Here is a 14,317-nt window from a genome sequence, read left to right as displayed (position 1 = left end):
ATCTACCTAGGGGAACTCTCAAATACCGATTACGCTTACATAATATATTTGTATATATTTGTAAAAAATTTCTCCCACAAAAACTTGACACAAACTATTGGGTTCTTTTTTTTGATTTTTTAAGTGAAATATGATACATATATAAAGATAATGTACAAGTCATAATCAATATAAATAAATTTGGAAATTTTTTGTATAAAGAGGCGACTTCAATGAATAAAAAACCTGAAGATATTAGAGTAATCGTAGGAATGTCTGGTGGTGTTGATTCATCCGTAGCAGCATTATTATTGAAACAACAAGGGTATGACGTGATTGGTGTGTTTATGAAAAATTGGGATGACCGCGATGAATTTGGCCATTGTACGGCAGAAGATGACTTTCAAGATGTTGTACGGGTATGTAATCAAATCGGAATTCCCTATTATTCTGTTAACTTTGAAGAAGAGTATAAGGAAAAAGTTTTTGATTATTTCCTTAGTGAGTATAAAAAGGGTCGAACACCAAACCCTGATGTCATGTGTAATCGAGAAATTAAATTTGGTGAGTTTCTAGAAAAAGCCTTAGAACTCGATGCAGATTATATTGCAACAGGTCATTATGCGAGAGTACAAAATGTCAACGGTGAATTTCAACTCCTAAGAGGTGTTGATCAAAATAAAGATCAGACTTATTTTCTTAATGCATTAAATCAATATCAATTATCGAAAACAATGTTCCCAATCGGCCATTTACCGAAGAGTAAAGTTCGAAAGATTGCACAGGAACATGGATTGGCTACGGCTACAAAAAAAGATAGTACAGGTATTTGTTTTATCGGAGAACGAGATTTTCGTGAATTTCTTAGTAAATTTCTTCCTGCCCAACCTGGAGAGATTCGTTCCCTAGATGGTGAGGTAAAAGGAACACACCAGGGGCTGATGTATTATACCCTTGGACAGCGCAAAGGATTAGGAATTGGTGGCGAAGGAACTGGTGAGCCATGGTTTGTCGTTGACAAAGATGTAAAAAATAACATTCTGTATGTTGCACAAGGTGCATATCATCCAAGCCTATTTTCAAAAGGATTGATAGCAACGGATGTCAATTGGATTAGTGGCAATCCACCAGGACAGCATTTCATCTGTACAGCTAAATTCCGCTATCGTCAACCCGATCAAAAAGTAACGGTTACGATCAAAGAAAACAATTCTTGTGAAGTCATCTTTGAAGAAGAACAAAAAGCCATTACTCCCGGGCAAGCTGTCGTATTTTACCAAGGTGAAGTTTGCCTAGGTGGAGGTATTATCGACCAAGCATTAAAATAAAAGTATGGATAACAAACGCCCTTTTTAAAAAAAGGGGCGTTTTTTTATGCTCAAAGTAGCAAAACTGTCATATCTGTAAAATATGGTGCATATCCTTTTACATAATTTAATGCACTAAAGTTAGACATTTTGTCTGTCATTTTCATTATTTTTCTTGCATATTTATAGATTCTGTAGATGTTCGATTGTAGCAGTTATGACAGAAAGGAATGGAGTTATGGTAGATCCTCTTCATCCAAGCGAAACAGACTTGTACTTATTTCACGAAGGGAACTTGTTTCACAGCTATAAAATGCTAGGTGCACACCTGATCAAGTACAAAGGAGTGCAGGGAGCCCGGTTTATGGTTTGGGCTCCAAATGCAAGAATGGTTCGAGTAGTTGGTGACTTTAATCAGTGGAATGGTGAACGGCACCTTATGCAAAGGATTAATGATTCAGGATTATGGATCATTTTTATTCCTGGATTAAAAAATGGTGATTTGTACAAATATGAAATTATTACTGAAAAGGAAATAATTTTAAAAGCTGATCCGTATGCTTTTTTGTCTGAACAAAGACCCAATACAGCTTCAATTATTTACTCTCTTGATGGTTATTGCTGGAATGATGAAGACTGGATGCAAAAGAAGAAAATCCGATCCATCTATCATCAACCTCTACTGATTTATGAAGTCCATCTTGGCTCTTGGAAAAAAAAGAATGGTGAATTCTATACTTATCGAGAATTAGCCGACGAATTGATTGGTTATGTCGTCAATCTTGGTTATACCCACATTGAAATTCTGCCAATAGCCGAACATCCCTATGACCAATCTTGGGGTTACCAGATAACCGGCTATTATTCTATTACAAGCCGTTATGGTATGCCGCATGACTTTATGTATTTTGTTGACCAATGTCATCAGAAGGGGATCGGTGTCATTCTTGATTGGGTACCTAGCCATTTTGCCAAGGATTCTCATGGGTTACGATGTTTTGATGGTACTCCTTTATATGAATATGCAGACCCTAAAAAGGCAGAAAAGCCAAGTTGGGGAACGTTAAGTTTTGACTATGGTAAACCGGAAATTCTTAGTTTTCTTATTTCTAATTTAATTTTTTTCATAAAGGAATATCATATTGATGGATTTCGGGTAGATGCGGTTTCTAGCATGCTTTACTTGGATTTTGATAAAAAAGGCGGGGAATGGGTTCCCAATCAATATGGTGGCAATGAAAATCTTGAAGCTATTTCATTCTTACGAAAATTAAACGAAGTCGTTTTTAAATATGATCCAACCACATTAATGATTGCAGAGGAATCAACAGCATGGCCAATGGTTAGCGCACCAACTTATCTTGGTGGATTAGGTTTTAACTTTAAATGGAATATGGGTTGGATGAACGATATGTTGCGGTATATGGAAATGGACCCGATTTACCGAAAATATCATCACCATTTAATCACTTTTTCTTTCTTCTATGCTTTTAGCGAAAATTTCATCCTTCCATTATCTCATGATGAAGTAGTTCATGGGAAACGTTCTCTATTAAATAAAATGCCTGGTTCCTATTGGGACAAATTTGCTAGTTTACGACTCCTGTATGGATATATGATGGCTCATCCAGGGAAAAAGATTCTGTTTATGGGTGGAGAGTTTGCTCAATTTGATGAATGGAAGGACCAATCTCAACTAGATTGGAATTTGCTAGATTTTGAATTCCACTACAAGATGAAACAGTTTGTCAAAGAATTAAATCATTTTTATCGTCGTGAATCAGCTTTATGGGAATTGGATCATACAGAAAAAGGATTTGAGTGGATTGATCCTCACGATGTGAGTCAAAGTATCATCACTTTTATGAGAAAAGGGAAGAAAAAAGGAGATTGGATCATCGTTGTTTGTAATTTTACACCGATGGTTTATGAACACTATCGGATTGGCGTTCCTACTTTGGGAGAATATATCGAAATTTTTAACACGAATGAAGAAAAGTATGGCGGTAATGGTTTAACAAATCAAAATCAATACTTAATGGCTGAAGAATTAAAGTGGCACAACCAACCCTACAGTCTAGAAATCAAAATTTCACCATTATCCTGTCAATTTTTTAAGGTTTCACGAATTCAAAAGGAAATTGGGAGGTTGAAATATGTACCAAAAAGAAGTTGTGGCTATGCTTTTAGCAGGTGGGGAGGGAAAACGGTTAGGAGTTCTTACAAATAGACAAGCAAAACCTGCAGTTCCTTTTGGCGGAAAATATAGGATTATCGATTTTGCATTAAGTAATTGTACCCATTCTGGAATAGAAACAGTTGGTGTTTTAACGCAATATGAACCATTAATATTGAATTCTTATATTGGTATTGGAAGTCATTGGGATCTGGATCGGAATCGGGGGGGAGTAACTGTTTTACCTCCATTTGTACAACAAGATGGGGGAAGATGGTATAAAGGAACAGCAAATGCCATTTATCAAAACATTGCTTTTATCGAACGCTATAATCCTCGGTATGTTCTTATAATCTCTGGGGATCACATTTACAAAATGAATTATTCACATATGCTCAAATATCATATTGAGAAAAATGCAGAATTATCGATAGCTGGTATTGAGGTTCCATGGGAGGAAGCTAGCCGATTTGGCATCATGAATATCGATCCTAGTACCCGTATTCGGTCATTCGAAGAAAAACCGATACAACCAAAGAATAACCTTGCATCCATGGGCATTTATATTTTTAATTGGGATGTTTTACGTTCTTATTTGATAAAAGATGAAAATAACCCAAATTCAAGTAATGATTTTGGGAAAGATATCATTCCGATGATGTTGCAAGAGAAAAGGAAAATATATGCTTACCCATTTAATGGGTATTGGAAAGATGTTGGAACAATTGAAAGTTTATGGAGTGCCAATATGGATTTATTATCCAACCATCCTAGTTTAGATTTAAATGATTACCATTGGAGAATTCGTTCATCTAATACAAATTATCCCCCACAATATATTGGATCAAGTGCAAAAATTAAAAACTCATTAATTAATGAAGGTAGCCGTGTTTATGGTGAAGTCGACCATTCTGTTATTTTTTATGGTGTTCATGTAGGCAAAGGTAGCATCATAAAGGACTCGGTCATTATGCCAAATGTACAGATTGGAGAAAATGTCATGATTTACAATGCGATTATTGGAGAAGGTACGATTATTAAAGATGGTTGTCGAATTAGAAGTGAAAATGGGAAAATTACTTTGATTGAAGAAAAAACACAAATTTTTGGCTCGCCTCAAGTAGAAGATATTCATGCAGTTAATATAAATTCATAATTGGGAAAGGAGAAATATTCAGAATGGAAGAAGTAATGGGAGTCATTAATCTAAGTAATGATAGAGATCAATTAAATGAGCTAACTTTTCATCGTTCGAGCGCATCTGTCCCTTTTGGTGGAAGATATCGACTGATTGATTTTACATTATCAAATATGGTGAATTCTGGAATACGGGACGTTTCTGTCTTTATATCCAATAAATACCGTTCATTAATGGATCATTTAGGAACAGGAGCAGAATGGGATCTGGATCGTAAACGAGGAGGATTATTTATCTTACCTCCATCTTTTGAACATACTTCGAGTCCTTTTAAAGGGGATTTGCAACATTTTCAAGATCATATTGATTTCTTTTATCGCGGCCAGCAAAAGTACGTAATATTGACAGGCGGGAACCTAGTGGCAAATATGGATTTTCGTCCGGCTTTTGAATATCATCAAGTGTCAGGAGCAGATATTACTGTGATCTATAAGAAGCTAGATCCAGATCTTGATGACGACCAATCTTATAGAAAAATGGAAATAGATGAACATAGACGAATCATTACGATAGAAAATGAATCAAATCGACTTAAATCGAACAAAAGTTCTTTAGAGATATATATCATCGAAAAACAGCTTTTGCTAGATATGATTCATACAAATACAGAAAATGGAAAATATGATTTTCTACAGCATTGTATTATTGATAATCTCCATCAATTAAAAATATTTGGTTTTGAACATAAAGGGTATGCGGTAAAAATCGATTCGATCGAAAGCTACTACCGACATAATCTAAAATTATTGTCAGAAAGCCATTGGCATAATTTGTTTTCAGAGCCAGGTCCTATTTATACAAAAACAAAAGATGAACCACCTGCAAAATATCTAGATGGTGCAGAAGTATCTAATTCAATTGTGGCAAATGGTTGTTTAATTGAGGGAAAAGTTGAAAACAGTATTCTCTTTCGAGGTGTAAAGGTACACAAAGGAGCAATCATTAAAAATAGTATCATCATGCAAAAGTCCGAAATTGGGGAAAACACGATAATTGAGAATGTAATCTTAGACAAGGAAGTTTTTATCTCACCTGAGAGAAAGTTAATAGGGACAAAAGATAAACCACTGGTACTTGGGAAAAAGAGTATGATTTAGATATGTTGTATTCGTTAAAGGAAAGGATCGGTTGGTAGGTATGAATGTACTTTTTGTTGCTTCTGAAGGTGTACCTTTTATCAAAACAGGCGGCTTAGCAGATGTGATCGGATCTTTACCAAAAGAATTAAAAAAACAAAGGATAGAGGTCCGTGTTTTTTTACCCAACTATAAACAAATTCCTCAAGATTATAAAGAGAAAATGGTATTAAAAAAAACATTACAGGTTCCCTTGGGTTGGAGAAATCAATATTGTGGAATTTTAGAGTATATCTATCAGGATGTTACTTATTATTTTATTGATAATCAGTATTACTTTTATCGTGACAGAATTTATGGGTATAATGGTTCCTTTGATGAAGCGGAACGTTTTGTTTTTTTTAGTCGAGCAGTTTTAGAAGCACTTCCATACATAGATTTTCAACCACAAATTATCCATTTGCATGAATGGCAAACTGCTTTAACTAGCGTTTTTCTTAAGGCATATTATCAACATCATGATTTCTATAAAAATATACGTACAGTATTTACCATTCATAATTTGAAATATCAAGGGATTTTTCCCAGGTCCATATTAGGGGATCTATTTGACTTACAAGAAGAGTTTTTCACAATGGATGGGATTGAGTTTTACGGACAGGTTAATTTTTTAAAAGGAGGATTAGCTTTTTCTGATAAGATTACAACGGTAAGTCGAACCTACGCTAAGGAGATTCAATATCCTTATTTTGGTGAAGCTTTAGATGGAATTCTTCGAAAGAGAAATAATGATTTGTATGGGATATTAAATGGGATCGATGAGGAAGTGTATAACCCTGCTACAGATCCCCATCTTTTTGTTCAATATGATGATCATTCTATTGAGCTAAAAACGAAAAACAAAATACGTTTACAAGAAGAGTTATCATTACCCATCCGTCCAGATATTCCAATGATCGCAATCGTATCAAGGCTTGTAGCACAAAAAGGGTTGGATTTAATCGTTCATGTTTTAGATGAACTCTTATCAGAAGATATTCAACTTGTCATTCTAGGTACAGGTGAACGTCATTACGAAGAGATTTTTTTAGATGCGATGATTCGTTATCCTCATAAATTATCCGTACATACATTCTTTGATGAAGGTTTAGCCAGACAAATTTATGCGGCGTCTGATTTATTCTTAATGCCTTCATTATTTGAACCTTGTGGGTTAAGTCAATTAATTGCTCTTCGTTACCACTCTATTCCAATTGTTCGGGAAACAGGGGGTTTAAAGGATACCGTTCAATCTTATAATGAATTTACAAAAGAAGGAAACGGGTTTAGTTTTACAAATTATAATGCTCATGACATGCTCTACACTGTTCGAAGGGCGATTCACCTTTACTATGATAAGGAAAATTGGACTTATATTCATAATAATATTGCAAAGCTAGATAACAGTTGGAAAGCATCAGCGAAACAATATATCGATCTCTATCATCACTTGCTTCAGGGATAAGGAGGATGGCGATGTTTCTTGATAAGAAGAGGTTTAAAAACGCTTTTTTAGAGCGTTTAGAGAATATGTACGGAAAGAATATCAATGAATCGACAACTATTGAACAATTCATGGTTTTAGGAAGTATGGTCAAAGAACATATCAGTAAGAATTGGATTTTGACTAAAAAGAATTACCGTGAAAGAGGTGAAAAACAAGTCTATTATCTATCGATTGAATTTTTGCTTGGCCGCATGTTGGGGACAAATTTGCTAAATTTGGGAATTCGTGAAATTGTTGAAGAAGGATTAAGGGATTTAGACATTTCTCTCGAAAAAATTGAGCAACAAGAGCCCGATCCTGGCTTAGGGAATGGTGGATTAGGTAGATTAGCTGCATGCTTTCTTGATTCGTTGGCTTCTTTACATTTACCTGGTCACGGATGTGGAATTCGTTATAAATATGGGCTTTTTGAACAAAAAATTGTGGATGGATACCAGATCGAACTACCTGATTACTGGTTAAGAGAAGGGAACGTTTGGGAAGTCAGGCGATCAGATAAAGCAGTAGAAGTTCGCTTTGGTGGAAATGTATGGGTCGAAAAAGTAGGGGAGCGTTTAGTATTTCACCATGAAAACTATGAATCGGTTCTTGCCGTCCCTTACGACATTCCAGTACCAGGTTATAAGAATAAAACAGTAAATACTTTACGATTATGGAGTGCCGAATCAGCGATAAAAGATTTTGATTTTCAATGTTTAAATAACCGAGACTATCAAAAGATTATAGATTATAAGCGCTCTACAGAATCGATTTCAGAGTTTCTTTATCCAGATGATAGTAAGGAAGAAGGCAAGATTCTTCGTTTAAAACAACAATATTTTCTTGTATCAGCAGGTCTTCAAAGTATTATTCGTAGTTATAAAAAAAGGCATCAAGACATTCATGATCTTCCAAATAAAGTAGCTATTCATATCAATGATACCCATCCCGTATTAGCGATTCCCGAACTAATGAGAATTCTAATGGATGAAGAAGGTTTAGAATGGGATCAAGCATGGTCGATCACAACGAGAACCATTTCCTATACGAATCACACAACGCTCCAAGAAGCCCTTGAGCGATGGCCAATCGATATGATGAAAACCTTATTACCAAGAATCTATATGATCATCGAAGAGATTAATGAACGATTTTGTCGAGAATTATGGAATAAATACCCTGGTGAATGGGATCTTATCCATCAAATGGCAATCATCGCAGATGGGCAAGTGAAAATGGCACATCTCGCAATTGTTGGGAGCTATCAGGTAAATGGGGTATCAAAAATTCATACAGAAATCTTAAAGAAACAAGTAATGAAGAACTTTTATGCATGTTTCCCTTATAAGTTTCACAATAAAACAAACGGAATTACGCATCGAAGATGGTTACTAAAGGCAAATCCATTATTAGCGAAAATCATCTCCGATACGATTAGCCCGAATTGGATTGAACATCCATCCGATTTGAATTATCTACAAAATTACGCAAAAGACCCATCCTTTCAAGAGCAAATCTTCCTAGTTAAAAAGAAAAATAAAATCTCACTATCCAATTACATTCAGGAAAAATATAATATTTCCGTTGATCCTAATTCAATTTTTGATGTGCAAGTGAAACGACTTCATGCATACAAACGACAACTATTAAATGTATTTTATATTATGGACCTCTATAATCGTTTAAAAGAGAATCCTGATCTTGATATTATTCCTCGGACATTTATTTTTGGGGCTAAGGCTGCGCCAGGATACTTTTTGGCAAAAAGAATTATTAAGTTAATCAATACCGTTGCCACAGTTATAAACAATGATCCAACGATTCATGGGAAAATCAAAGTAATTTTTATAGAGAATTACGGTGTTACACTGGCAGAAAAAATTATTCCAGCTGCTGACATTGGACAACAAATTTCAACAGCAAGTAAAGAGGCTTCAGGAACGGGCAATATGAAATTTATGATGAATGGAGCATTAACACTTGGAACATTAGATGGAGCAAATATCGAAATAAAAGATGAAGTAGGGGATAATAATATCTTTATTTTCGGTTTAACCCCACAAGAAGTGTTACATTATTATCAACAAGGTGGATATCGAGCAAGGGATTTTTATCAAAGCGATCCTCGTTTGCGAAAAATCTTAGATCAACTCATGAACGGTTTCTTTTTAAAAGAAGTTGTTGAATTTAAATTCATCTACTATTCCTTACTACAAGAAAATGATGAATTTTTTGTTCTCAAAGATTTTGCAGCTTATGCTGATACACAGCAACGAATCGACCAATCTTACCGAGATCATAAGGCTTGGACAGAAAAAAGTATTATCAATATTGCTCATTCTGGAATTTTTTCTAGTGATCGAACGATTTACGAATACGCTTCTGGAACCTGGGAGATTCGTCCCATTTTTATTCCGTAAATTAGGGGGATGAAGGAGGAGACATGGCCAGAAATTGGATCTACCATAATTCCCATGATTTGTTTTATCGTAATCCCTTTGGAGCAGTACCTTGTAACCAACAAGTAGAGTTAAAGATAAAACTACAATTAATCAGTAAGATCGATACAGTAACGCTTCGCATTTGGAAAGAAGGTGAAGATAAAAATGATTTTATAATGACCCCTTTACAAGGAGAAGAAGGTGTCTATTTTGTTCAAATTACCACACCTCCCACAACTGGATTGCTTTGGTATTATTTCATGGTGGTAACGAATGGTCGAGGCTATTATTATGGAAACAATGTGGCAAAACAAGGCGGAATCGGTGAAATATCTGAACAGCTTCCAAGACCCTATCAAATTACCGTTTATCAAAATAAGGTATTGCCACCTACTTGGTTTTATGATGCTGTTATCTATCAAATTTTTGTCGATCGTTTCTATAATGGAAATGAAGATGGCAAAGTGTTAAACCCAAAGAAGAATAGTTTAATCCATGCCCATTGGGAAAACGATCCAATTTATATTAAAGATGAGAAAACGGGACGAATCGCTCGTTGGGACTTCTTTGGCGGCAATCTAATTGGTGTAAAGAAAAAATTACCTTATTTAAAGGATCTAGGTATACGCATTATTTATTTTAACCCTATCTTTGAAGCTCAAAGTAATCATAAATATGATACAGGAGATTATCATAAGATTGATCCGATGTTTGGCGATGAAGAAATTTTTCTCGATTTAGTGAACGAAGCAAAAAAATTAGGAATTTCTATCATACTTGACGGTGTTTTTAGTCATACCGGTAGTGATAGTATCTATTTCAATAAAGAGGGAAATTATCCATCTATTGGTGCATACCAATCTAAAAACTCCCCTTATTTCTCTTGGTATCGTTTTAATGAGTTTCCAGATTGGTATGATTGTTGGTGGGGGATTGACTTATTACCCAATGTGAACGAATTGGATACTTCTTACCAGAACTTTGTGATCTATGGTCAGAATAGCGTGTTAAAACATTGGCTAAGTACTGGAATTAAGGGCTGGAGACTTGATGTGGCTGATGAACTTCCCGATACGTTTATCAAAAGGTTCAAGGAGGTTTTAAAAGAGCAGGATTCAGAAGCCGTCTTAATCGGGGAAGTGTGGGAAGATGCCTCGAACAAAATTAGTTATGGCCAAAGACGTGAATATTTCTATGGTGAAGAATTAGATTCCGTGACGAATTATCCATTCCGAAAGATCGTCATTGACTTTCTATTAGGTCATAAGGATGCTTTTGCCGTTCATTCTACATTAATGAGTCTCTATGAGAATTACCCTATCCATTATTTTTATAGTTTAATGAATTTGTTAGGAAGTCATGATGTTCCTCGAATTCTTACCGTTTTACAAGAGGAATTGCCGCAACATTTGAATTTGGAGCAGAAAAGAAATATGTCAATTGCAAGATTAAAAATAGCAACGCTTTGGCAAATGACCTTTCCAGGTGTTCCATCGATTTATTATGGAGATGAAGTAGGACTACAAGGTGGAAACGATCCTTTTAATCGAAGGGGCTATCCATGGGGTCGGGAAAATCATGATCTATTAGAATGGTTTCAAAAAATGATCGCCATACGCAATGACTATGATGTACTGCGAACAGGTGAATGGATCTCCCTTTTTTTTGATTCAGATGTTTATGGATTTGTAAGACAGATTAAGGATGGTCTAGATGCTTTAGGCCAAAGAAGAAAAGCAAATACTGCAATCGTATTGTTCAATCGCAATCTTTTTGAGGAAAGACGTATTGTATCGGATATTTCAAAGTGGGTACCAAATGGTCGCCTGAAAAATCTACTAAATCTACATGAGGAGATTGTAATTGAAGACGGCGTATTCATACTCACATTAAAACCATTAGAAGGAAAATTGCTGATAAGAGATCAGTAGGGTACTAATTTCGGGCGTACAAAGAAAAAGAGCCAGCTTTATTAGTGGCTCTGATGATATATCCTATCTATCCTTTTTAAAACGAAACTTCTATTTGACATACTCCCGGTTACGGATAAACAATCTCCAATGCCAGATAAACGCTGGTAACATAAGAAATGTTCCAACGATATAAGAAACAACTAATGCTCGGTACATTGCGCTATTTGTAATACTTTCCTGAATCGTAGTGGGATAGACTAAGTAGGGTAAGTGTGCTTTTCCATAGGCATAACTGGCGAAGAATAATTGAACGATTACAGATATCAAGGCAATTCTTGGTCCTCGACTCTCTTCATTCGTATCATTTTGCGTTCTCCATAAAGACCAATACCCTACGAAAAATGATAAAACTGAAAGGATAATCCATAATAAATAGTTCCGAAGGTTCACATATAACCAATTGGCTTCATTTTTTATGGCTAAAATGATTAAAAAGCCTAGCAATATCGTAAATGGCCCAATCCACATACTGTGTTTACGATAAATATCTAAAGCAGATCGGTCTCCAGTAATACTAGCGTAATCGGCTAATAGCAATGCTGAAAGATACAAGGTCATACTAATTGCCATTCCAATAAAAGCATAAACGGTTGGACTCGTAAATACTTTACTTAGCGGAAGTTGTAGTACTCCATTAACATCTTGAATAAATCCCCCATGAGTAATTGGTAATACAACGACAAGCAGTGCTGGAACCAAAATACCTGTAACTCCAGAAACTCGATTCAGGATGGTTTTATATTCTTTTGCAGAATAGGCAAAAACCATAAAAGCCGTTCTAATGCTTAGTAAAACTAAAATCAAATTCGCAGGTACCATCAATGCAGTTCCTAAGGTAAAAGTAGCATTTGGGAAAAAACTAACTAAAGCCACAACAAACATAACTAATAAAACATTGGTAATTTCCCAAGCAGGTGATAGATACTTATTTGCTATATCTCCTGCTTTCGTATCTTTTCGGTTAGAGTAAACCATTGACCAAAAACCGGTACCAAAATCAAGTGATCCTGCGATTGAATAGATAAAGATAAATAACCATAGTAAAGCGATACTAAATTGTGTCTCACTCATCTCATTCACCAACCTTCATGTTTAGTTTATCTTTTCTAGATCTTTGCTTAATGGATGACGTTTAAAATAGTACCGTAGAACCAGTAATGTAATAACTCCTAGTAATACGTATAATCCAACAAAAATCAAAAAGAACAATCCCATATTACCATTCGTCGTTACTGCTTCTGATGTTCGTAAAACCCGATAGATTGTCCAAGGCTGACGGCCAATTTCTGAAAAAGACCATCCTAATTCGATCCCAGCAATCGATAACGGCCCAGAAAGAACAAATCCCCACAGTAACCATTTTGGAAAACGGCGATCTTTATTGATACGTTTAAACCAAAAACCTAAAACAGCAAGTAAAATCAGAAGAGTTCCAACACCAACCATTGAATCAAATAAGATATGTGTAACTAATGGCGGCCATTCATCTCTAGGAAACTCATTAAGTCCTCTTACGATTCCGCTTGGTTTACCTGTTGCCAAGATGCTTAACAAACTAGGAACTTGTAATGCCCATTTGACTTGTTGAGTATTCGGATCGACTATCCCCCCTACTGCGAGAGGTGCGTTGGCTGTTGTCTCAAACAATCCCTCTGCAGCTGCCAGTTTTTCAGGTTGAAATATATGCAGTTTCATCGCTGAATCATGTCCATTTAAAGCGGTAGCTACTCCTGAAAGCCCACCTACAGCTAAAGCGATCATTAATGCTTTTTGGTGGAATTTGTATTCTCGCTCGTTTACACCTTTTCTTAGCATCTTATAGGCCGCAACTGTTACGATCATAAAGGAACCAACCATAAAAGCTGATGTTACTACATGGGATGCTGTAGTTAAAAATATAGGATTAAAAAAAGCTTTCCATGGGTTCACATTTAAAAACTCACCATTTACATAATCAAAACCTGACGGTGTTTCTTGCCAAGCATGAACATTTGTTATTAGAATAGCTGAGAGTATAGCCCCAATAGTGACTAAAGTTAAGCTTAAAATTCGTAATGGATTAGAAATACGATCTGCAGCATATACGTAAATGGTCATAAAGATCGATTCTAAAAAGAAAGCATAAATTTCAATTTGGAATGGTAAAGAGATTACTTTTCCCACTGCTTCCATAAATGAAGGCCACAATACCGAAAGCTGTACACTTGCGATTGTACCGGTAGGAATTCCTACACCAAGTAAAATTGTGAATGTTTTTGTCCATCGTTTCGTCATAATGGCATAATCGCGATCTTTTGTTTTTTGAAAAGTGATTTCTGCGATAAGCATCATTAGTGGAATACCTACGCCTAAGACTGCAAAAATAATATGAACTGCCATCGTAAGTCCAAATAAAAAACGTGCATTTAATAAATGGTTCATTAAATCAGTCCTTTCAACTAACTTCTTCTTACCATCATGGGAAAAATATTTCAAATTTATACTTAATGAACTTTTTGATAAATATATTTTGGTAATTTTTTAAATAGGTTTGTTTTTAGTTGACTCTGATTAGAAATTATTGTATAGTTAATATAAGCCATTTAACTGAGTTATATAGTTTTGGAAATAAGAAGGTCGTACCCCATTGTTGTGAGGACGAG

The 14,317-nt window shown here is 35.4% G+C and carries 9 protein-coding genes; 7 read left to right on the top strand and 2 right to left on the bottom strand.

Annotated features, from left to right (window positions below; genetic code table 11):
• Window positions 1–212: 212 nt before the first annotated feature.
• The 7 genes from mnmA (at window position 213) to EDD72_RS09065 (ending at window position 11,633) form a co-directional block, all read left to right on the top strand.
• On the top strand, window positions 213–1,307 hold the full coding sequence (mnmA, locus tag EDD72_RS09095) for a tRNA 2-thiouridine(34) synthase MnmA (protein ID WP_132769553.1): 1,095 nt from the start codon (window positions 213–215) through the stop codon (window positions 1,305–1,307).
• Between the two features lie 217 nt (window positions 1,308–1,524).
• Entirely contained in the window at window positions 1,525–3,516 is a 1,992-nt protein-coding gene (glgB, locus tag EDD72_RS09090) for a 1,4-alpha-glucan branching protein GlgB (protein WP_132769557.1), read from the top strand.
• Window positions 3,443–4,618, top strand: coding sequence for a glucose-1-phosphate adenylyltransferase (locus EDD72_RS09085; protein ID WP_132769550.1), 1,176 nt, complete (start codon window positions 3,443–3,445; stop codon window positions 4,616–4,618). The genes glgB and EDD72_RS09085 overlap by 74 nt, the downstream gene beginning before the upstream one ends.
• Window positions 4,619–4,641: 23 nt before the next feature.
• Window positions 4,642–5,757, top strand: coding sequence for a glucose-1-phosphate adenylyltransferase subunit GlgD (gene glgD, locus EDD72_RS09080; protein ID WP_132769548.1), 1,116 nt, complete (start codon window positions 4,642–4,644; stop codon window positions 5,755–5,757).
• A 40-nt stretch (window positions 5,758–5,797) separates the two neighbouring features.
• On the top strand, window positions 5,798–7,240 hold the full coding sequence (glgA, locus tag EDD72_RS09075) for a glycogen synthase GlgA (RefSeq protein WP_132769546.1): 1,443 nt from the start codon (window positions 5,798–5,800) through the stop codon (window positions 7,238–7,240).
• Between the two features lie 11 nt (window positions 7,241–7,251).
• Window positions 7,252–9,681, top strand: a complete 2,430-nt coding sequence (locus EDD72_RS09070) for a glycogen/starch/alpha-glucan phosphorylase (protein WP_132769544.1) — start codon at window positions 7,252–7,254, stop codon at window positions 9,679–9,681.
• 23 nt (window positions 9,682–9,704) lie between these two features.
• The gene (locus EDD72_RS09065; protein WP_132769542.1) at window positions 9,705–11,633 is read left to right on the top strand and encodes a glycoside hydrolase family 13 protein; all 1,929 of its coding nucleotides are present in this window, start codon (window positions 9,705–9,707) and stop codon (window positions 11,631–11,633) included.
• A 90-nt stretch (window positions 11,634–11,723) separates the two neighbouring features.
• Here EDD72_RS09065 and EDD72_RS09060 read toward each other — a convergent pair whose 3' ends face one another.
• Together EDD72_RS09060 and EDD72_RS09055 are read right to left on the bottom strand one after the other, a co-directional pair.
• Window positions 11,724–12,746, bottom strand: a complete 1,023-nt coding sequence (locus tag EDD72_RS09060; protein WP_132769540.1) for a cytochrome d ubiquinol oxidase subunit II — start codon at window positions 12,744–12,746, stop codon at window positions 11,724–11,726.
• A 21-nt stretch (window positions 12,747–12,767) separates the two neighbouring features.
• Window positions 12,768–14,096, bottom strand: a complete 1,329-nt coding sequence (locus tag EDD72_RS09055; protein ID WP_132769538.1) for a cytochrome ubiquinol oxidase subunit I — start codon at window positions 14,094–14,096, stop codon at window positions 12,768–12,770.
• Window positions 14,097–14,317: the final 221 nt, after the last annotated feature.

It is taken from the genome of Tepidibacillus fermentans (assembly GCF_004342885.1).
GTDB classification, from domain to species: domain Bacteria; phylum Bacillota; class Bacilli; order Tepidibacillales; family Tepidibacillaceae; genus Tepidibacillus; species Tepidibacillus fermentans.
This window is presented reverse-complemented; position numbering and strand designations above follow the sequence as displayed.